Source organism: Gordonia sp. QH-12 (assembly GCF_001578675.1).
Lineage (GTDB): Bacteria > Actinomycetota > Actinomycetes > Mycobacteriales > Mycobacteriaceae > Gordonia > Gordonia sihwensis.
This window is the reverse complement of record NZ_KQ969297.1, coordinates 58,613-78,867: the sequence shown is the minus strand read 5'-3', so window position 1 is coordinate 78,867 and position 20,255 is coordinate 58,613. Positions and strand designations below refer to the sequence as shown.

Below are 20,255 nucleotides of genomic sequence, written 5' to 3'. Positions count from 1 at the left end.
GAAACGACCCGCGACGAACGTTCGGTGAGAACATCCGTCGCGGGTCCAGAACGCGTCACTGCGATCTCAGCGGAGATCAGGCAGCGGGAGCGTTGACGTCCGCGGGCAGCGCGGCACGAGCCACCTCGACCAGACCGGTGAACGCGGCCGGGTCGGTGACGGCGATGTCGGCGAGCACCTTGCGGTCCACCTCGACGCCGGCGAGCTTGAGGCCCTGGATGAAGCGGTTGTAGGTGATGTCGTTCGCACGAGCCGCCGCGTTGATGCGGGTGATCCAGAGCTTGCGGAAATCACCCTTCCGCGCCTTGCGGTCCCGGTACGCGTAGGTCAGCGAGTGGAGCTGCTGCTCCTTGGCCTTGCGGTACAGGCGCGACCGCTGTCCGCGGTAGCCCTTCGACGCCTCGAGAACGGAGCGGCGCTTCTTCTGGGCGTTGACAGCCCTTTTCACACGTGCCATTAGTCAGTGTCCTTCTAAAGTCTTAAGCGGAAAGTCAGCGGTTCAGCAGGCGCTTGATCCGCGGGGCATCGTTCTCGCTCACCACGGTGATGCCGTCCAGGCGACGCGTGACGCGCGAGGACTTGTGCTCCAGGAGGTGGCGCTTGCCTGCCTTCTGACGGACGATCTTGCCGCTGCCGGTCACCTTGAATCGCTTCGCGGTGCCCTTGTGCGTCTTGCTCTTCGGCATTGGTTTCCTTCATTCGGGCGGACCCGAGTCCCGCCCGGAGCGATCCGGGCGGTTCGGGTCCACTGCTACTTCAGTGTGGTGGGTTCAGGATCCCTGCTGGGCCTTGGCCCTGGTCTTCGCGCCCTTATGCGGGGCGAGGACCATGGTCATATTGCGTCCGTCCTGCTTGGCCGAGGTCTCGACGAAGCCGTACTCCGCGACGTCGTCTCCCAAGCGCTGCAGCAGGCGGTAGCCCAACTCGGGGCGGGACTGCTCGCGACCGCGGAACATGATCGTCACCTTCACCTTCGAACCCGCTTCGAGGAACCGGATGACGTGACCCTTCTTGGTCTCGTAATCGTGGTCGTCGATCTTCGGGCGGAGCTTCTGCTCCTTGATGACGGTCATCTGCTGGTTACGGCGGGACTCGCGCTTCTTCTGCGCCGCCTCGTACTTGAACTTGCCGTAGTCCATGATCTTGCACACCGGCGGGCGCGCGTCGGGCGCAACCTCCACCAGGTCCAAGTCGGCTTCGTAAGCCAGGCGAAGCGCATCTTCAACACGCACAATGCCCACCTGCTCACCGCCGGGTCCGACGAGACGGACCTCGGGGACGCGGATGCGCTCGTTGATGCGGGTTTCAGTGCTGATGTGGCCTCCTCGATCAATGTTTTCCATGTGGCCGGCCAATACGACTGGCAAGCGTGAGGAGATTCGAGGCCGAGAACACCATAATGCCCGCCGAGAGCCGAGTGACCTCGGTTCATCGACTGGCGATGGTGTGACCGGAACCGTGAAACTGCGTGTCTGGGACAGCGTCGCACGGTGGGACTCGAAGAATCCTCTTGCTACCCCGGCGCGAACCGAGGCGGTCATGCTGTGACAGTCTAACAGGCGTGAACGATAACTCCTATTCGACCGGCGACACCTCCTCCGACGACGCGAACGTCCACGTCGCCCCGGGAGGTGTCGGCGGAGACGACGCGAACCAGGACAACGTTCGCGAGCTCGCCACTATTCCCGCAGTCGAGGTCACCACCCGCGCGGCGATCATGCTGATGAGCGCCGCGGCCGAGAAGATCGGCCCCGATGCGGGCGGAGACGAGGAGTTCAAGGATCTGCCCGACGCCCGCGCGCTGATCAACGCACTGGCCGGCCTCGTCTCCGCCGCCGCCCCTGATCTCGGCCTGCATCGCAAGCCGATCCAGGACGGGCTCAAGGCGCTGCAACTCGCATTCCGCGAGGCGTCGTCGTACCCCGACGCTCCCGGCGAGGGGCCCGGCGAGAAGTACACCGGACCGGTCAAGGGCTGATCACGCCGCCCGGGGTCGTAGACGTCCGAGTCGGAGGCGTCCGGGTCGCAGACGTCCGGGTCGCAGGCGTCCGGCGTAGGCTGGAGCGATGACTCACTCCGGCGACGACGAACCCCTCGACGCCGAAATCGTGCCGCCCGACTCCGCGCCGCCGGTACAAGCACCCTCGTACGAAGACGTCACCGGATACACGCCGGCGGGTGTGCCGACCTTCGATCATGTCCGCGACAAGATCGAGCAACGCACTGCGACGGCCATCGGGAGCCAAGAGCTGTCGGAGATGTCGGCGGAGGCCGAAGCGCTCGACGACGCGATGGCGAAACGTGAAGAAGCCGCCAAGAAGAAGCTCGAGGAGCTCCGGCGGTCGATGGGGCTCTAACGCCGCGGCGCGGCCGCCACCACGACCACCGTCTGCCCGTCCTCGCCGGACACCACCCGCGGGCGCAGGCCGACAGCGCGAGCGGTCTCATTGGCCGCGGGCGCCTGTCGGGCGTTCATCTCGATCGCGACAGCGCCCCCCGGCGCCAGCCACTCGGTCGCCTCGCGCAGCAGATCCGACGCGTGCCCCAGACCGTCGTCGCCCCCGCCGATCAGCGCCGAGCGCGGCTCGTGATCGGTGGCCTCATGCGGAAGCAGCTCCAGCGCCTGGGCCGGCACGTACGGCGGGACCGCCGCGATCACGTCGATCTCCCGGCGCAGCTCCGCAGGCAGTCCCGACAGCCCCGCGCCCCGGTACACCGCGCCCGAGATGAGATTGCGGGAAGCGAACCCGACCGCAACCGGATCCGCGTCGGTCGCGGCCACCTGCGCGGACCGGCACCGGGCCGCGACGTACGACGCGATCGGCGCGACTCCGCAGAACGCCTCGACGAACACCGGCGCGGGCCGGGCTCCGAGCAGGTCGACAGCTACCCGCGCCAGCAGCCGCGACCGCTGTCGTGGCACGAAGGCTCCCGGCCCGACGGCCAGTTCCAGACCGGCGAAATCGACGTGTCCGACGACGTGCTCCAGCGGCTCACCTGCGGCCCGCTGCCGCGCCCACTGGCCGAGTTGTGCCTCGCCGTCCGCCCAGCGGCGGAGAATCGCGGCCTCCTCTTCAGCGAACACGCAGCCCGCCGCACGCAATCGCGTGGTCAGCCAGTCGTCTCCGCCGGCCGAGGTCACGGCGCGAGCAACTCCCTGATGAAGGCGCCGGTGTGGCTCCGGGCAACCTCTGCCACCTGCTCGGGTGTGCCCTCGGCGACCACGGTGCCGCCGCCGCTGCCGCCCTCGGGTCCCATGTCGATGATCCAGTCGGCGGTCTTGATCACGTCGAGGTTGTGCTCGATGACGATGACCGTGTTGCCCTTGTCGACGAGCCCGTTGATCACCAGCAGCAGCTTGCGGATGTCCTCGAAGTGCAGGCCGGTGGTCGGCTCGTCGAGGATGTACACCGTGCGGCCGGTCGACCGCTTCTGGAGTTCGGCCGCCAGCTTCACCCGCTGCGCCTCGCCTCCGGACAGGGTGGGTGCGGGCTGACCGAGCCTCACGTACCCGAGACCCACGTCGACCAGCGTCTTGAGATACCGGTGGATCGAGGTGACCGGCTCGAAGAAGTCTGCGGCCTCCTCGATCGGCATATCGAGGACCTCGGCGATCGTCTTGCCCTTGTAGTGCACCTCGAGCGTCTCGCGGTTGTACCGCGCGCCGTGGCACACCTCGCAGGGCACATAGACGTCGGGCAGGAAGTTCATTTCGATCTTGATGGTGCCCTCGCCCATGCACGCCTCGCACCGGCCGCCCTTCACGTTGAACGAGAACCGACCGGGCTGGTAGCCGCGCACCTTCGCCTCGGTGGTCGCCGCGAACAGCGTCCGGATCTTGTCGAAGACGCCCGTGTACGTGGCCGGATTCGATCGCGGTGTGCGGCCGATCGGCGACTGGTCCACCTGGACCAGTTTGTCGAGGTGGTCGAGGCCCTTGATCCGCTTGTGATGGCCGGGCACCTGCCGCGCGCCGTTCAGCTTGTTCGCGAGCACCGTGGCGAGGATGTCGTTCACGAGGGTCGACTTGCCCGACCCCGAGACGCCGGTGACCGCGGTCAGGACCCCCAGCGGGAACGACACGTCGATGTTCTTGAGGTTGTTCTCGCTGGCACCGACGACGGTCAGCATGCGCTTCTTGTCGATCGGACGCCGGATCGACGGAACCGGCAGCACTTCGCGGCCGGACAGATACGCGCCGGTGATCGACTCCGGATTCGCCAGCAGGTCCGGGTAGCTGCCGCTGTGCACCACTCGCCCACCGTGCTCGCCCGCACGCGGGCCGATGTCGACGATCCAGTCGGCGGCCCGGATGGTGTCCTCGTCGTGCTCGACGACGATCAGCGTGTTGCCCAGGTCGCGCAGCCGGACGAGAGTGTCGATCAGCCGCCGGTTGTCCCGCTGGTGCAGACCGATGGACGGTTCGTCGAGCACGTACAGCACTCCCGCGAGCCCGGCTCCGATCTGCGTCGCGAGGCGGATGCGCTGAGCCTCGCCGCCGGAGAGCGAACCCGCCGCCCGCGAGAGCGAGAGGTACTCGAGGCCGACATCGAGCAGGAATGTGATGCGCGCCTGCACCTCCTTGAGGACCCGTCCGGCGATGGCGGCCTCGCGCTCGCCGAGTTCCAGACCGTTCAGGTAGTCGGCGCACTCGGCGACCGACAGCGACGTGACGTCGGCGATCGACTTGGGACCGTACACCGGGTGGTCGAGCGTGACCGCCAGGATCTCCGGCCGCAGCCGGGCGCCGTTGCAGGCCGGGCACGGCACGTCGCGCATATAGCCCTCGTAGCGGTCCTTCATCTGCTCGGACTCGGTGGTCTCCGCACGCCGCGACAGGAACGCCATGACGCCCTCGAACTCGGTGTAGTACGACCGCGTCCGTCCATACCGGTTGCGGAACTTCACATGGACCTGATGATCGGAGCCGTTCAGCAGTGCTCTGCGCGCGGTACGCGGCAACGACTCCCACGGGGTGTCGACGTCGAACCCCATCTGGTCGCCCAGACCCTCGATCAGCCGGAGGAAGTAGTCGGCGTTATGACCGGTCGACCAGGGGGCGATCGCACCCTCCCGCAGGGTGAGGTCGGGATCCGGCACCACGAGCGATTCGTCGACCTCCTTGCGGACGCCCAGACCGTCGCACTCGGGACAGGCGCCGAACGGCGAGTTGAACGAGAACGCGCGCGGCTCGAGATCGTCGATCGCGATCGGGTGGGAGTTCGGGCAGGCCATCCGCTCCGAGAAGCGCCGCTGCCGGTTCGGGTCGGATTCGTCGACGTCCACGAAGTCCAGCACCACGATGCCGTCCGCCAGCCGCAGCGCCGTCTCCACCGAGTCGGTCAGACGCTGGCGGGCCGACGGCTTCACGACCAGGCGGTCGACCACCACGTCGATGTCGTGCTTCTCCTGCTTCTTGAGCTTCGGCGGATCCGACAGCTGGTGAACGGCTCCGTCGACCATCGCGCGCGCGAAACCCTGGACCTGCAGTTCGGCGAACAGATCCACGAACTCGCCCTTGCGGCTGCGCACCACGGGGGCGAGGACCTGAAAGCGCACGCCCTCGGCCATCGCCAGCACCTGATCGACGATCTGCTGCGGCGTCTGGCGGGCGATCTTCTCGCCGCACACCGGACAGTGCGCGGTACCGGCGCGCGCGTAGAGCAAGCGCAGGTAGTCGTAGACCTCGGTGATGGTGCCGACCGTCGAGCGCGGGTTCCGGTTGGTCGACTTCTGATCGATCGACACCGCGGGCGAGAGCCCCTCGATGAAGTCGACGTCGGGCTTGTCCATCTGCCCGAGGAACTGCCGCGCATACGCCGACAGGGACTCGACATAGCGTCGCTGCCCCTCGGCGAAGATCGTGTCGAACGCAAGCGACGACTTCCCGGAACCGGACAGGCCGGTGAACACGATCAGCGAATCGCGCGGCAGGTCGACATCGATCCCGCGCAGATTGTGCTCCCGTGCACCCCGGACGATCAGGCGATCAACCACAGAAAGTTCCTTACGTTCACGTCGCAGAATTATCCGGCTGCAAGCGTACGCGGACCCTCCGACAATTCCGGCTGGGCATCACGGCCGAGGACGTTAACCTGGGAATATGAGCATCGAGGTAGAACTGACCGACGACTACACGGGCAACGTGTCCCCCGATCCCGATCACCACGGCGCGCATGCGCAGCGCCGGGCGCTCGACAACGCGACGATCGTCAAGATGTCGGTGGGACCGATGGACAACAACGTCTACATCGTCACCGACTCCGCGACCGGGAAGAGCCTGCTGATCGATGCGGCGAACGATCCGGAGACCATCCTCGCGCTGCTCGACGCGCTCCCCGGCGAGGTGACGCAGATCCTCACCACGCACGGACACTTCGACCACTGGCAGGGCCTCGAGGAGGTCCATCGGGTGCTTCAGGTGCCGATCGTCGTCGGGGAGGCCGACGCCGACGAGCTCCCGCTCGACCCCGACCGCACGCTCACCGGCGGCGAGACCATCGAGGTCGGAGACCTGTCGCTCGAGGTGATCGCCATCAGCGGCCACACCGCCGGATCCGTCACGCTGGTCCTCACCGAACGCTCCGGACGCGTGCACCTGTTCACCGGCGACACCCTGTTCCCGGGCGGCGTGGGCAAGACCTGGCAGCCGGGCGACTTCGAGATCCTGCTCGACGGCGTCACCGAGAAACTCTTCGACCGATTCGGGGACGACACCGTCGTCTACCCCGGGCACGGCAAGGACACCACTCTCGGCGCCGAGCGTCCGCATCTGAGCGAGTGGCGCGAACGCGGCTGGTGAGCCGGGCCCGGATCGGTAGCCTCGGAGGAGGGACGTCGCTCGGCCACTGCCGACCGCATCGAGGATCGGGCCGGCCGGGCGTCCGGATCACAGTCCCCCGATGAAAGGACGACCATGCTGTTACGCAAGATCGCACGACCTCTGCTCGGCACCGCGTTCATCGCCTCCGGCGCCGACGCGCTCACCTCACCGTCGCGCCGCGCCCAGGCATCCGAGCCGCTGGTCGATTCCACGGTTCGCGCCGAGACCGTCGTTCAGGTCGCCGGAGCCGTACAGATCGCCGCGGGCGTCGCCCTCGCCACCGGCCGCGCACCGCGGCTGGCGTCGTCCGTCCTCGCCGGAACCATCGTTCCGACCATGGTCCTGGCCAGCGACTTCTGGAACGAGACGGACCCGGCCCGGCGTGCGCTGAAGCAGTCGTTGTTCGTGAAGGATGTGGGACTGCTCGGCGGAGTCCTGATCGCCGCCGCCGACACCGAGGGACGCCCGTCCCTGGGCTGGCGCGCCCGGCGGACGCTCGAGCAGGCGCAGGTGCAGGCACACCAGCTGGCGGACCGGGCTGCGAAGCCGCTGCACGCCGCGGCCGAGGTGGAACCGGAACGGTTCACCGACCGCGCGAGTGCGCTCGCGCACGATGCGGCCGAACGCGCACAGGAAGTGGTAGACCGCGTGCCCGTGGACGAGATCCGGGACCGCGCCTCACAGCTCGCGGGCACCGCCCGCGCGCAGCTCGCCGACACCACCCAGGAGATCGTCGATCGCGCACCCGAGTTCGCCGAACACGCACGCGACGTCGCGACGAGGGTCGGCGAGGAGACCGCTGTCCGCGCCCGCCGGTGGCGCCGCCAGCTCGCGAGCTGACTCCCGGCCCCTTCTGGGCAGATCCCGGTAACATGGAACGACTGTGACAGCGCCACACCCCCGTTCCGTGCCCTCCGACCCCACGCCGGCCGACACCGCATCCGATCCGCGACTCGCGCAGGAGCAAGTCCATCTGGATGCGGTGTACGGCCGGCTCGACCGCATGCGTGCCAACGCCAAGCGCAGGCTGAGCGAGACTCTCCGCGAGTCGGCGGGCACACCGCAGGCGCTCTCCGAACGCGAGTCGTACGAACGGATGTACCAGGAGGACCTGGTCAAGATCGACGCCGCCGAACACAACCTGTACTTCGGTCGGCTCGACATGACCGACGGCACCGACACCGACACCGTCCGGCGCATCGGCCGGATCGGAATCCTCGACGACGACGAGCAGGACACGACGCTGCTCCTCGACTGGCGCGCCCCACTGGCCCGGCCCTTCTATCTCGCGACCCCCGCGTCACCGGAAGACGTGGAACGCCGCAGGCACATCCGGACGCGGTCGCGTGCGGTCCGATCCGTGTCCGACGAGTACCTCGCATCCGGCCGCATCGAGACGAGCTCCGACGGCGCCGAGCTCGGCGGCAACGTCGTCAACGAGGCGGCCCTGGTGGACGCTCTCAACGCCGCTCGCACGGGCGAGATGACCGACATCGTCGAGACGATCCAGCGCGAGCAGGACGAGATCATCCGCTCCACGCATCGCGGCGTCACGGTGGTCCAGGGCGGGCCGGGCACCGGTAAGACCGCGGTAGCGCTGCACCGCGCCGCATACCTGCTGTACACCTACCGCGATATGCTCTCGCGCAGCGGTGTGCTCATCATCGGGCCGAACGCCGATTTCCTTCAGTACATCGGCCAGGTTCTTCCCTCGCTCGGCGAGACGGGAGTCCTGCTCTCCACCATCGGAGACCTGTTCCCCGATGTGCGCGCGCGGGCCAGAGACTCCCGCACCGCAACCGCGCTGAAAGGCGACCAGCGGATGCTGAACGTGCTCCGCGCCGCGGTCCGCGCCAAACAGGCGCTCCCCGGCCGCGGTGTCACCGTCCCGTTCGACGGCTATGAGCTGCCGATCGACGCCGAGGTGGTCAAGGCTGCGCGGGCGCACGCGCGGTCCACGCGACGGGCCCACAATCTCGCGCAGCGCGCATTCCTGCGGGCGGCGCTCGACGAACTCGCAGAGGTGCACGCCCGCCAGGTGGGAGCGGACCCGCTGGACGGCAGCCAACTGCTCACCAGCGCCGATCTGGAGGACATCCGCCGGGAGCTGGAGTCCGATCCCCACGTCGTCCAGGCGCTCGGCGAGTTCTGGCCTGCCTTGACACCGCAAGGGGTTCTCCGCGAGCTCTACGACGACCCCGCACTCCTGCGGAAGTCGACGCGCGGTTGGACCGACGAGGAACGCGACGCACTCCGTCGCGATGCGCATCCCCTGCGCGACGGCGCCGACTTCTCTCCCGCCGACGTCCCGCTGCTCGACGAACTCGCGGAACTGATCGGATACCGTACCGACGAGGCCGAACAGGTCCAACGCGCGCAGTGGCGGCAACGGCTCGCCGAAGCCCAGGACGCCCTCGACATCCTGACCGGTTCGGCACCGCAGGATCTGGAGGACGACCTCGACCCCGAGATCCTGATGGCGTACGACCTGATCGACGCCGAGCAACTGGCCGAACGGCAGGTGCACACCACGAGCCGGACCACCGCCGAGCGGGCCCACGACGACCGGACCTGGACCTTCGGGCACGTCATCGTCGACGAGGCGCAGGAACTCTCCTCGATGGCGTGGCGAATGGTGATGCGGCGGATCCCCAATCGCTGGATGACCGTCATCGGCGACACCGCCCAGACGGGCGATGCCGCGGGCGCCGATTCGTGGCGCGAGGTCTTCGAACCCTACGTCGCCGACCGCTGGCGATTGCACGAACTGACCGTCAACTATCGCACTCCGTCGGAGATCACGCGGTACGCCAACCGTGTTCTGAACTGGATCAATCCGGATCAAGCACCGCCGGAGTCGTTGCGCTCCAACGGGATCGAGCCATACGCGATCCGATCCGACGATGCCGCCGCCGCGGCAGTCGCGCTCGCGGAGGGCTCCCGCTGGCCCGGCCTCACCACGATCATCGCCTCGGACGGCACCGCCGAGGACGTCCGCGCACTCGCGTCGCCCGGCGATCGGGCCACGGTGCACGCGATCACCGCGGCGAAGGGTCTGGAGTTCGACAACGTGATCCTGCTCGAGCCCGCCGACCTGATCGCGGAGTCGCCGCGCGGATACAACGACCTGTACGTGGCGCTCACCCGAGCCACCCAGCGTCTGGTGGTGGTACACGCGCGCGCCCTGCCGCCCGACCTCGCCGACCTCCCGGACGACCTCCCGCACGAATGACGAGAACGGAGCCCGGCCGAGCCGCGTGAGGCGGTTCGGCCGGGCTCCGGTTGACCGTGGCGGTCGATACGAATCGCCCCGCGTCGTGCCGGTCTACGTGGTGTGGACGATCAGGACATCGCAGGCGGCCTTGCGCGCGACGTCGGCCGGGACCGAACCCAGCAGGCGGCCGGCGATCGAGTTCAGGCCCTTGTTGCCGACCACCAGCAGATCCGCCTGCACGTCGACGACGAGCTGCAGAAGCGCGTCGACCGGGGCGCCCTGCACCGCACGCTGGACCACCTTGGTGGCACCGGCCTTGACGGCCCGCTCCTTCGCGGTGCGGAGGATCTCCTCGGTCGGCGACGATCCCATCACCTGGTACGCCTCGTCACGCAGCGTGTCCGACGCGGCGGCGGCCGCCTTCCCGTCGTTCGGGAAGTACGCGCACGCGATGACGACGGTTGCGTCCCCGGCGATCGCTCCAGCACGCTCGACTGCCTTCATCGACGACTCCGAGCCGTCCGTGCCGACCACGACTGTGGTGTAACCGCTCATGCCTGTCTTTCCCTCCAGAAGCGACGTGGGGCCGATATGTGAACGATCTCCGCATCCGGCCTCGGAATGCCTTACCGGTCATGAACATACCTTGACTCACCGCGGATCTGCGTCACTTGATCCCTGCGGCGTCCATTCCGCGCAGTTCCTTCTTGAGATCTGCGATCTCGTCACGCAGGCGTGCCGCCAACTCGAACTGCAGATCACGGGCCGCATTCATCATCTGCTCGGTGAGTTGTTGCACCAGATCGGCCAGTTCCGCGCGGGGCATGGCCGATGTGTCCCGATTCTCGATGACCCCCGAGGTTGCGACCTTCGACACTTCGCCCTGCGCGCGTCGCCCTCGACTGGCGTTGCGTCCTGAGCCGCCGATCTCCACCGCGTCCTCGGCCTCCGCGTACACCTGGTCGAGGATGTCGGCGATCTTCTTCCGCAGCGGCTGCGGGTCGACCCCCTTCTCCTCGTTGTAGGCGATCTGCTTGGCACGACGCCGGTCGGTCTCCTCGATCGCATTCGCCATCGAATCGGTGATCTTGTCGGCGTACATGTGGACCTCGCCCGAGACGTTTCGGGCGGCGCGACCGATGGTCTGGATCAGCGATGTGGTGCTGCGTAGGAAGCCCTCCTTGTCCGCGTCGAGAATCGCGACCAACGAGACCTCCGGAAGGTCGAGGCCCTCACGGAGCAGGTTGATGCCGACGAGCACGTCGTATTCACCGGTGCGCAGCTGTCTGAGCAACTCCACGCGCCTGAGGGTGTCGACCTCCGAATGCAGGTAGCGCACCCGGATGCCGAGTTCGAGCAGGTAGTCGGTGAGGTCTTCGGCCATCTTCTTGGTGAGGGTGGTGACCAGCACCCGTTCCTGGCGGTCGGTGCGTTCGCGGATCTCGTGCACCAGATCGTCGATCTGTCCCTTGGTCGGCTTCACCACGATCTGCGGATCGAGCAGGCCGGTCGGTCGGATGACCTGCTCGACGAACTCGCCTCCGGACTGGCCGAGCTCGTAGGGTCCCGGCGTGGCGGACAGATACACGGTCTGTCCGACTCGGTCGACGAACTCGTCCCACGTGAGCGGACGGTTGTCGACGGCGGACGGCAGACGGAACCCGTATTCGACCAGATTGCGCTTGCGGGACATGTCGCCCTCATACATCGCGCCGATCTGCGGGACAGTCACATGAGACTCGTCGATCACCAGGAGGAAGTCGTCCGGGAAGTAGTCGAGCAGGGTCGCCGGGGCGGTCCCCGGTCCGCGGCCGTCGATATGGCGCGAGTAGTTCTCGATACCCGAGCAGAAGCCGACCTGACGCATCATCTCGAGGTCGTACGTGGTCCGCATCCGCAGTCGTTGCGCTTCGAGCAGCTTGCCCTTGGCCTCGAGGTCGGCGAGCCGCTCCTCGAGTTCCTTCTCGATGCTCGCCATCGCGACCGCCATCCGTTCCGGACCGGCGACGTAGTGGGTCGCGGGAAAGATCCTCAGCGAGTCGACCTTGCGCACCACCTCACCGGTCAGCGGATGCAGATAATAGAGCGCGTCGACCTCGTCGCCGAAGAACTCGATCCGGACCGCGAGTTCCTCATACGAGGGGATGATCTCGACGGTATCGCCCCGTACGCGGAACCCGCCACGGGTGAACGCGACGTCGTTCCGCGTGTACTGGACGTCGACCAGCAGCCGCAGCAGCGCGTCGCGGTCGATCGAGTCGCCGACAGACAGTTCCACCGAGCGGTCGAGGTACGACTGCGGCGTCCCCAGGCCGTAGATGCAGGACACGGACGCGACCACCACCACGTCTCGGCGCGACAGCAGACTCGACGTGGCCGCGTGCCGGAGCCGCTCCACGTCGTCGTTGATCGAGCTGTCCTTCTCGATGTAGGTGTCCGTCTGCGCGATGTACGCCTCGGGCTGGTAGTAGTCGTAGTACGAGACGAAGTACTCGACGGCGTTGTGCGGCAACATCTCTCGCAACTCGTTCGCGAGCTGAGCGGCAAGCGTCTTGTTGGGCGCCATTACCAGGGTGGGCCGCTGCACGCGCTCGATGAGCCACGCGGTGGTCGCCGACTTGCCCGTGCCGGTGGCACCGAGCAGGACGATGTCGCGTTCACCGGCCTTGAGCCGTCGCTCCAGGTCTGCGATCGCGGTCGGCTGGTCGCCCGCCGGCTCGTATTCGCTGACGACCTCGAACTTCGCGTCGGTACGCTCGATCTCTCCGATCGGCCGGAACTCCGAGTGCGCGATCACCGGTTTCTCCGCTGGGAATGCCATGACACCAGGGTAGACGCGTGGTCTGACATGGGCCGGATCGAAACGAGGGCGCCCTGGAGGGGTAGTCGATGTCCGACCCCTGGTGCAGAATCGCCGTACAGCCAATCGGTCCTCGGAGGTCGCCATGACAGTTCCCGCCGTTCCACCTCCCGTCAGCGCGATCACTCTCGGCGTCCGCGACGTCGAGCGGTCGACGACGTTCTATGCCGATGGACTCGGCTTCCGCGTCCTGAACTCGATCCCCGGCGAGATCACGTTCCTGCAGATCGGCCCCGGCTTGATGCTCGCACTGTGGAACGTCTCCTCCATGCCCGGCGAGTACGGCGCTGTGGGTCACGGCGAGCTCGCCCCGCCGATGTCGCTCGGACACAACGTCGGCGACGCCGCCACCGTGCGGCGCATGTTCGACGCGGCCGTCGCCGCCGGCGCGTCAGCGATCAACCCGCCGACGGCTCAGGAGTGGGGCGGCACCAGCGCATGCGTCGCCGACCCGGACGGCTTCCGGTGGGACTTCGTATGGAACCCGGCCTTCTCCGTCGACGACGACGGAACCATCCGCGGCGTCTGACCGCACCGGCACTCGGGCTGCGCGATGATGAATCCGCATCGACTCGCTACCGAAGGGACCGACCAGCCATGTCTTCCGACACCCCGACCTCAACCAGCCCCGCGGGCGTCTCGCGCCGGACCTTTGTCGCGGGCGCGGGTGCCACCGCCGGAGCCCTGACTCTCGGCGTCGCGCTGAGCGCGTGCGGTTCGCGCGAGTCCGCTCCCGCGGGCGTGACCCCGCCGTCCGGAGCCCCGGCCGGCACGCTGGCCACCGTCTCCGACGTCCCCGTCGGCGGTGGGGTGATCGCCGGTGACGTGGTGATCACCCAGCCGAGAGCGGGCGACTACCAAGCGTTCACCGCTACGTGCACGCATGCGGGCTGCACCCTCTCCGGAGTCAGCGACGGCACCATCGACTGCCCGTGCCACGGCAGTAAGTTCCACCTCGACGGCACCGTCGCGAACGGTCCCGCCGACCGGCCGCTCAGCAAGGTCTCGGTGCGAGTCGACGGTTCCAACATCATCCGGGAGTGACGCCGCGGGCCTTGTGCTCAGTGCACAATCACCGCCGCGAATTCTGGCTTCGCAGGCCGTAGCCCGCCCACGAACACCTTTCTAGTGTTGTCTCTCACAACATCAATGAAAGGTGACCCACCGTGACTCCGACCGCGTCGTACTTCCCCTGGGACAATGCCGTTCGAGGCGAGGCACCGTGCATTCGAGACGACCGCCACGAATACTCGTATGCGGCGTTCGCGACTCGGGTCGACGCTTGCGCAGAACAACTCGCCGCACGCGGCGTCGTCGCGGGCGACGTCGTGGCCGCGATGCTGCCGAATCGTGCGGAACTGATCGTGGTGATGGCCGCCGCGTGGCGGCTCGGCGCGACCGCGACGCCGGTCAATCCGGCGTTCACCGACGAGGAGTCCACCCATCAGCTCGACGATGCCGGCGCGAGAGTCGTGGTCGCCGACCGTGCCGTCGGCGACCGGCCCGTCCTCGACGTGGAGGACCTCGCCCTCGAACCGAGTTCCGGGTGGATCGCGCCTGCGGCCCCGCCGCGTGATGCGGTGGCCCTGCTGATCTACACATCCGGGTCCACCGGGCGCCCCAAGGGCGTGCAGCTGACCCACGCCAACCTGCACTTCATAGCGACGTCGATGGTGCGGTTGCTGGAACTGACGGCCGCCGATCACGCCCTCCTCATCCTGCCGCTCTTCCACGTGAACGCGATCTGCGTGTCCGTCCTCTCACCGTTCCTCGCAGGCGCTCAGGTCAGCATCACCGGACGGTTCTCCGTGAGCAGGTTCTTCGACGACGTGCGTCGCCTGCGGCCCACGTACTTCTCCGGTGTCCCCACCGTCTACGCGCTCCTCGCGTCCTCCTCCGACTCCGCCGACGCCGACATGTCCTCGATCCGAGTCGCGATCTGCGGTGCGGCTCCGATCTCGCGAGAGCTCCTCACGCTGGTCCAGTCGCGGTTCGCGTTCCCGATCCTCGAGGGCTACGGACTCACCGAAGCCACATGCGCCAGCGCCTGCAATCCGCTGCGCGGCGAACGCCGGCTCGGCACGGTGGGACCCGCCCTGCCGGGCCAGACGATCGCCGTCGTGGACGCCGAGGGCCGCGAGCTGCCCGCAGGCGAGACGGGCGAGATCGTGATCAGCGGTCCGGCGGTGATGCTCGGCTACCTCGGCCGGCCCGGCGCGACCGCTGACGTCCTCGTCGACGGGCGGCTGCACACCGGTGACGTCGGACGCCTCGACGCCGACGGCTACCTCACCGTGGTCGACCGCATCAAGGACATGATCATCCGCGGCGGCGAGAACCTGTATCCGAAGGAGATCGAGGCGGCGCTCGCGACGCACCCGGACGTCCTCGAGTGCGCCGTCGTCGGCGCACCGGACAGCCTGTACGGAGAAGTGCCTGTCGCCTACGTCGTCCGCCATCCCGGCGCCACCGTGGACTCCCATGAGATCACCGCGCACCTCGCCCGGCGGCTGGCGCGGGTCAAACTCCCCGACGCCGTCCACATCGTCACCGAACTCCCCCGCAACCCGGTCGGCAAGATCGACAAGCCCGCCCTCCGTCGCGGGCTCGTCTCCGGCTGACGCTCTCGCACCCCGACTTCCCGCACGCCGCGCACGCCGCGGCGCGATACCCCCTGTCCGGCGACACCTGCTCTCCGCTCTCTCCCTACACGATTGGAGTGACCAACCATGGGTCTCACGCAACCCGACTTCCCGCCGGTCGATCCGGCGACCTTCCGCCGGCGACCGCTGCTGGACCGCCTGCGCGTGCTCAGCACGCACTGGGCCGAGTACGGCTTCGGTACGCAGAAGGCGGTTCACCTCATCTACCTCGCCAAAGTCCTCATCCTCTACATCGGTGTCGGCGTCACGATCGCCACGCTGAGCTCGGGCCACTCGCCGCTGGCCGTCTCGGAGTGGTGGAACCAGCCGGTGGTGTATCAGAAGCTGGTCCTCTGGACACTCCTCGTCGAGACGCTGGGCGTCGGCGGCTCGTGGGGACCGCTGGCCGGGCACTTCAAGCCGATGACCGGCGGCGCGCTGTTCTGGCTCCGGCCCCGGACCATCCGGCTGCCACCGTGGCCGGACAGAGTTCCCTTCACCAAGGGTGACTCCCGAACCCTCTTCGACGTCGCGCTCTACGCGGCGATCGTCGTGAACCTCGTCGTGGCACTGTTCCTGCCCACCGTGCACGGGAGCCGGCTCGACGCTCTGGTGCCGGGCAATCACGGTCTCGTGGATCCGGCCGTGCTCTATCCCTACCTCGCGATGATGGTGATCCTGGGGCTGCGGGACAAGGTGCCGTTCATCGCGGCGCGATCAGAGCAGTATCTGCCTGCGGTGGCCTTCTTCGCCTTCCTGCCCTTCGTCGACATGATCCTCGCGCTCAAACTGCTCATCGTGGTGGTGTGGGTCGGTGCCGGCGTCTCGAAGATGGGCAAGCACTTCTCCATGGTGATCGGGCCGATGATGTCGAACACGCCGTGGCTCGCCCTGAAGTCGGTCAAACGCCTCAACTATCGCTCGTTCCCCGACGACCTGCGTCCGTCGAAGATCGCCGGGTTGCTCGGCCACGTACTCGGCACCGTCGTCGAGATCGCCACTCCCCTGGTCCTGCTGTTCTCAGCCGATCGGACACTCACCGCGGCGGCCGTGGTCCTGATGGTCTGCTTCCATCTGTTCATCTTCTCGACGTTCCCGCTGGCGGTCCCGCTCGAGTGGAACATCCTCTTCGCCTACAGCGCGGTCTTCCTGTTCCTCGGCTTTCCGGCATGGGACGGCTACGCCCTGTCCGACACCGGCTCACCCTGGCTGATCGTGCTGATCGCGGTGGCGCTGCTGGTATTCCCGGTCCTCGGCAATCTGCGCCCCGACCTCGTCTCCTTCCTCCCGTCGATGCGGCAGTACGCAGGCAACTGGGCGGCGGCCACCTGGGCCTTCGCGCCCGGCGCCGAGGAGAAGCTCAACCGCCACGTGGTGCGCTCCTCGCTCAACACGAAGACGCAGCTCACGGCGACGTTCCCGGACGAGGTCGCCGACGTGGTGATGCACCAGATGCTCGCCTGGCGATCGATGCACAGCCAGGGCCGCGGCCTGCTGTCGCTGATGCAGCGGCATCTCGGCGACGACCGGATGAACACCTACGACCTGCGCGAAGCCGAGTTCTCCTGCAACTCGCTGGTCGCGTTCAACTTCGGTGACGGCCATCTCCACGACACCAAGATGATCGCCGCCCTGCAACGTCGCTGTGGATTCGCACCGGGCGAGTTCACCGTGGTGTGGGCCGAGTCCCAGCCCATCCACCGTGGAACCCAGGACTATCTGATCATCGACGCCGCACTCGGTGTCGTGGAGCGCGGCCGGTGGCGGGTCCGCGACGCGGTGAACGAACAGCCGTGGCTGCCGCACGGCCCGATCCCGGTGGAGGTGACCTGGCGTCGCGAGTTCGCGAGCCCGCATCCGGGCATTGACGCCTATACCAGCGTCGACCAGGCTGAGACCGTGAATCATCAAGCCGGACCCCGCACTTCGACGGAGACGGAGACAGTCGCGAAGACGGACACGCCGGCGGAGACGGATACGCCTGCGGCGGAGACCGTCTGATGTCCACCGCGGTCATCGTCGGCGGCGGGCCCAACGGGCTCGCCGCCGGGCTGCAGCTCGCACGCAACGGCGTGAAGGTCCAGGTTCTCGAAGCCGCGGACACCGTCGGCGGGGGTGCTCGCTCGGCGGAGTCGCTGGTGCCGGGTGTGATCCACGACCTGTGCTCGGCGTTTCATCCGATGGGGGTGGGTTCGCCGTTCTGGAGGGAGATCGATCTCGGCCGCTACGGCTTACGATGGCGCCGGCCCGAGATCGACTGCGCCCATCCCCTCGACTCCGGTGAGACCGCGCTGCTGTTCCGGTCGATCACCGAGACCGCGGACGGGCTGGGCGCCGACGGGCGCCGTTGGCGCGCCGCCCTCGGGGATCTCGCCAGGAACTTCGACGATCTCGGACACGATCTGCTGCGGCCGATCGCCCATGCACCCGTCCACCCGTTCGAACTCGCGGCCTTCGGCCCGCGGGCGCTGCTCCCGGTGTCAGTGATGGCCAGGCTGTTTCGCACCCCCGCCGGGCGTGCACTCTACGGCGGCATCGCCGCCCACGTGTACACCGACTTCGACCGACCGCTGACCGCCTCGCTGGGCTTGATGATCGCTGCGAGCGGGCACCGATACGGCTGGCCGGTGGCCGAAGGCGGCTCCGGCTCCATCATCGCCGCGGTCGCGGCCGCCCTGGCCGATCACGGCGGCACGATCGAGACCGGTGTCACCATCACGTCCCGCGATCAGATCCCCGCCGCCGATGTCGTGCTGCTAGACCTCTCTCCCGCACAGGCCGAACGGCTCTACGGAGACCGGATGCCGCCGCGTATCCGGCGCGCTTACCGCAGGTACCGGGTCGGTGCCGCCGCGTTCAAGGTCGATTTCGCGATTCGCGGCGACATCCCGTGGCGCGATAAGGACTGCGGACGTGCGGGCACGGTCCATCTGGGCGGGACCTTCGAGGAGATCAGGCGCGCCGAGAAGCTCCGTGACCGGGGAGTCCTGCCCGACCGGCCGTTCGTCCTGGTCGGACAGCAATACATCGCCGATCCGACGCGCAGTTCGGCGGGGATCAATCCGATCTGGTCGTACGCGCACGTTCCGGCCGGTTACTCCGGCGACGCGACGCAGCAAGTGATCTCGCAGATCGAGCGGTTCGCGCCCGGATTCCGCGACACCATTGTGGACATGAAGACCACGACGGTCCCCCAGATGGCCGCGTACAACCGTAATTACGCCGAAGGCGACATCATGGGCGGGGCCAATGACGGCCTGCAGCTCCTGTTTCGTCCCAGGGCAGCGTTGGATCCGTACTCGACCGGTGTGGACGGGGTGTTCCTGTGCTCGCAGTCCACACCGCCCGGCCCCGGCGTCCACGGTCTGTGCGGCTATCACGCGGCCGGGTCGGCGTTGCGGCATCTGCGACGGGCGGGCGACGGGCGACGACGGTGACCGAGATCGTCCGTGCCCGGGCCGCGGAGGTCGGCCGAGCGCTCGGCGCCGGACACCTGGCACTCTCGGACGTCGTCGCCGAGGCACTGGCGCGCGGGATCGCACCGCTCGACACCGATCCGGTGCTGGTCGAGATGCTCGAGGCCAGTGTCCACGCCAACGTGACCAACATCGTCCACATCCTGACCAACGACATTCCGCTGGCTCATCTGCAGCCGCCGACCGCGGCCGTCGAATACGCGCTGCGTCTGGCTCAGCGCGACATTCCGTCGAACGCGCTGGTCCGGGCCTACCACATGGGCCAGAACCTGGTTCAGCAGCGCTGCTACCGACTCATCGCCGACCAGCACCTGGGTGCGGCCGAGACCGTCGAGCTGACCGAGTACGTCTCGACCGTGCTGTATCGCTACATCGACTGGATCACCGCCGCGGTGTTCGAAGTGTACGAGGACGAACGGCGCAGGTGGATCGGGACGCAGGGCACCGTTCTGTCCTCGACGGTGCACAATCTCCTCGCGGCTCCCGAAGCCGGCGCGGCCACATTCGAACGCGAGACCGGTTACCGCCTCGATCGGGTGCATCGCGCGATCATCCTGTGGCTCACCGAACGCGCGTCCCTGGAACTGGCGGACCTCGATCGGGTGGCGCGCCGAGTCTTCGCCGGAATCGGGTCGGCGGCACCGGCGCTCATCGCTCCGGTCGACGCCTCCACCCTCTGGGCGTGGGTGCCCCTGGCGGACCGTGCGCGCGGCGTGGACGCCGTCGCCGCCCTGCGGACCGCCTCACTGCCGGAGGGTGTGCGGATGGCGTTCGGCGACGCTGCGCCGGGGACCGCCGGATTCTGCCGGAGTCACGAGCAGTCGCGCGCCGCATTCACCGTCGCGCATCTGCCGGACAGCCCGACCGGCCAGGTGACCGGCTTCGGGGATCGCGGGATCGCGCTGGCGGCGATGCTGGAACGCGACATCGAGCACACGCGGCCGTGGGTCCGCGAAGTCCTCGGCGACCTAGCGGAAGACAGCCCGTCGGCCGCGTCGCTGCGGGAAACCCTGGCCGTCTTTCTCGCGACGGGCGACAGTCACGTGCGGACCGCCGAACGGCTCAGCCTCCACCGGAACAGCGTCAAGTACCGCATCGACAAGGCGCTGGCGACCGTCGGGCCGGACCACGACCGGCTAGACGTGGGGTTGGCGCTGACCGCGTGCGAGTTCCTCGGCCCGATGGTGCTCATCGCACGATGACGCCGTTCCGCACCGCCGGCCGTCCGTCGCTGTGACAA

At 67.9% G+C, this 20,255-nt stretch carries 18 protein-coding genes; 11 read left to right on the top strand and 7 right to left on the bottom strand.

From position 1 onward, the window contains the following. Positions 1–76: 76 nt before the first annotated feature. The 3 genes from rplT to infC all read right to left on the bottom strand — a co-directional run bounded on the left by rplT (position 77) and on the right by infC (position 1,343). Positions 77–457, bottom strand: coding sequence for a 50S ribosomal protein L20 (rplT, locus tag Y710_RS14430; protein WP_006895463.1), 381 nt, complete (start codon positions 455–457; stop codon positions 77–79). 34 nt (positions 458–491) lie between these two features. Further along, a complete protein-coding gene (rpmI, locus tag Y710_RS14425; RefSeq protein WP_006895462.1) occupies positions 492–686 on the bottom strand; it encodes a 50S ribosomal protein L35 in 195 nt (64 codons plus the stop codon). Between the two features lie 84 nt (positions 687–770). Beyond that, positions 771–1,343 carry a translation initiation factor IF-3 gene (gene infC / locus Y710_RS14420; protein WP_006895461.1) on the bottom strand — a complete coding sequence of 191 codons (573 nt, stop codon included), beginning with the start codon at positions 1,341–1,343 and terminating at the stop codon, positions 771–773. 218 nt (positions 1,344–1,561) lie between these two features. Between infC and Y710_RS14415 the strand changes: the two genes are divergently transcribed. After that, entirely contained in the window at positions 1,562–1,978 is a 417-nt protein-coding gene (locus Y710_RS14415) for a DUF1844 domain-containing protein (RefSeq protein WP_006895460.1), read from the top strand. An 88-nt stretch (positions 1,979–2,066) separates the two neighbouring features. After that, positions 2,067–2,357, top strand: a complete 291-nt coding sequence (locus tag Y710_RS14410) for a hypothetical protein (RefSeq protein ID WP_006895459.1) — start codon at positions 2,067–2,069, stop codon at positions 2,355–2,357. Here Y710_RS14410 and Y710_RS14405 read toward each other — a convergent pair. Together Y710_RS14405 and uvrA are read right to left on the bottom strand one after the other, a co-directional pair. Continuing rightward, positions 2,354–3,142 carry a class I SAM-dependent methyltransferase gene (locus Y710_RS14405; protein ID WP_006895458.1) on the bottom strand — a complete coding sequence of 263 codons (789 nt, stop codon included), beginning with the start codon at positions 3,140–3,142 and terminating at the stop codon, positions 2,354–2,356. The genes Y710_RS14410 and Y710_RS14405 overlap by 4 nt on opposite strands. Continuing rightward, positions 3,139–5,997 carry an excinuclease ABC subunit UvrA gene (gene uvrA, locus Y710_RS14400; protein WP_006895457.1) on the bottom strand — a complete coding sequence of 953 codons (2,859 nt, stop codon included), beginning with the start codon at positions 5,995–5,997 and terminating at the stop codon, positions 3,139–3,141. The genes Y710_RS14405 and uvrA overlap by 4 nt, the downstream gene beginning before the upstream one ends. Positions 5,998–6,103: 106 nt before the next feature. Between uvrA and Y710_RS14395 the strand changes: the two genes are divergently transcribed. From Y710_RS14395 to Y710_RS14385, 3 genes are all read left to right on the top strand, one after another. Beyond that, positions 6,104–6,802: an MBL fold metallo-hydrolase gene (locus Y710_RS14395; protein ID WP_006895456.1), complete on the top strand. Its 699-nt coding sequence runs from the start codon at positions 6,104–6,106 to the stop codon at positions 6,800–6,802. Between the two features lie 114 nt (positions 6,803–6,916). Continuing rightward, a complete protein-coding gene (locus Y710_RS14390) occupies positions 6,917–7,663 on the top strand; it encodes a DoxX family protein (protein WP_006895455.1) in 747 nt (248 codons plus the stop codon). Positions 7,664–7,706: 43 nt separating this feature from the next. Next, complete coding sequence (locus Y710_RS14385) at positions 7,707–10,055, top strand: HelD family protein (protein WP_006895454.1); 2,349 nt, start codon at positions 7,707–7,709, stop codon at positions 10,053–10,055. A gap of 93 nt (positions 10,056–10,148) precedes the next feature. Here the strand turns inward: Y710_RS14385 and Y710_RS14380 are convergent, their stop codons facing one another. Together Y710_RS14380 and uvrB are read right to left on the bottom strand one after the other, a co-directional pair. Continuing rightward, the gene (locus Y710_RS14380; protein ID WP_006895453.1) at positions 10,149–10,592 is read right to left on the bottom strand and encodes a universal stress protein; all 444 of its coding nucleotides are present in this window, start codon (positions 10,590–10,592) and stop codon (positions 10,149–10,151) included. A 112-nt stretch (positions 10,593–10,704) separates the two neighbouring features. Next, a complete protein-coding gene (gene uvrB, locus Y710_RS14375) occupies positions 10,705–12,858 on the bottom strand; it encodes an excinuclease ABC subunit UvrB (protein WP_039867008.1) in 2,154 nt (717 codons plus the stop codon). Positions 12,859–12,982: 124 nt separating this feature from the next. On the opposite strand from uvrB, the gene Y710_RS14370 reads away from it, so the two are divergent. The 6 genes from Y710_RS14370 to Y710_RS14345 all read left to right on the top strand — a co-directional run bounded on the left by Y710_RS14370 (position 12,983) and on the right by Y710_RS14345 (position 20,217). Beyond that, entirely contained in the window at positions 12,983–13,426 is a 444-nt protein-coding gene (locus tag Y710_RS14370; RefSeq protein ID WP_062367758.1) for a VOC family protein, read from the top strand. Positions 13,427–13,494: 68 nt separating this feature from the next. Further along, the gene (locus tag Y710_RS14365) at positions 13,495–13,941 is read left to right on the top strand and encodes a QcrA and Rieske domain-containing protein (protein WP_062367757.1); all 447 of its coding nucleotides are present in this window, start codon (positions 13,495–13,497) and stop codon (positions 13,939–13,941) included. Between the two features lie 122 nt (positions 13,942–14,063). Then, the gene (locus Y710_RS14360) at positions 14,064–15,518 is read left to right on the top strand and encodes a class I adenylate-forming enzyme family protein (RefSeq protein ID WP_062367756.1); all 1,455 of its coding nucleotides are present in this window, start codon (positions 14,064–14,066) and stop codon (positions 15,516–15,518) included. A 108-nt stretch (positions 15,519–15,626) separates the two neighbouring features. Beyond that, complete coding sequence (locus Y710_RS14355) at positions 15,627–17,540, top strand: DUF3556 domain-containing protein (RefSeq protein ID WP_062367755.1); 1,914 nt, start codon at positions 15,627–15,629, stop codon at positions 17,538–17,540. Next, positions 17,540–18,976, top strand: a complete 1,437-nt coding sequence (locus Y710_RS14350; protein ID WP_062367754.1) for a phytoene desaturase family protein — start codon at positions 17,540–17,542, stop codon at positions 18,974–18,976. Before Y710_RS14355 ends, Y710_RS14350 begins: the two co-directional genes overlap by 1 nt. Beyond that, positions 18,973–20,217 carry a PucR family transcriptional regulator gene (locus Y710_RS14345; RefSeq protein ID WP_062367753.1) on the top strand — a complete coding sequence of 415 codons (1,245 nt, stop codon included), beginning with the start codon at positions 18,973–18,975 and terminating at the stop codon, positions 20,215–20,217. The genes Y710_RS14350 and Y710_RS14345 overlap by 4 nt, the downstream gene beginning before the upstream one ends. Positions 20,218–20,255 lie beyond the last annotated feature (38 nt).

Coding starts and splice junctions, on each gene's coding strand:
- rplT (WP_006895463.1), bottom strand. CDS start 457: ATGGCACGTGTGAAAAGGGCTGTCAACGCCCAGAAGAAGCGCCGCTCC.
- rpmI (WP_006895462.1), bottom strand. CDS start 686: ATGCCGAAGAGCAAGACGCACAAGGGCACCGCGAAGCGATTCAAGGTG.
- infC (WP_006895461.1), bottom strand. CDS start 1,343: ATGGAAAACATTGATCGAGGAGGCCACATCAGCACTGAAACCCGCATC.
- Y710_RS14410 (WP_006895459.1), top strand. CDS start 2,067: ATGACTCACTCCGGCGACGACGAACCCCTCGACGCCGAAATCGTGCCG.
- Y710_RS14395 (WP_006895456.1), top strand. CDS start 6,104: ATGAGCATCGAGGTAGAACTGACCGACGACTACACGGGCAACGTGTCC.
- Y710_RS14390 (WP_006895455.1), top strand. CDS start 6,917: ATGCTGTTACGCAAGATCGCACGACCTCTGCTCGGCACCGCGTTCATC.
- Y710_RS14380 (WP_006895453.1), bottom strand. CDS start 10,592: ATGAGCGGTTACACCACAGTCGTGGTCGGCACGGACGGCTCGGAGTCG.
- uvrB (WP_039867008.1), bottom strand. CDS start 12,858: ATGGCATTCCCAGCGGAGAAACCGGTGATCGCGCACTCGGAGTTCCGG.
- Y710_RS14370 (WP_062367758.1), top strand. CDS start 12,983: ATGACAGTTCCCGCCGTTCCACCTCCCGTCAGCGCGATCACTCTCGGC.
- Y710_RS14365 (WP_062367757.1), top strand. CDS start 13,495: ATGTCTTCCGACACCCCGACCTCAACCAGCCCCGCGGGCGTCTCGCGC.
- Y710_RS14355 (WP_062367755.1), top strand. CDS start 15,627: ATGGGTCTCACGCAACCCGACTTCCCGCCGGTCGATCCGGCGACCTTC.
- Y710_RS14350 (WP_062367754.1), top strand. CDS start 17,540: ATGTCCACCGCGGTCATCGTCGGCGGCGGGCCCAACGGGCTCGCCGCC.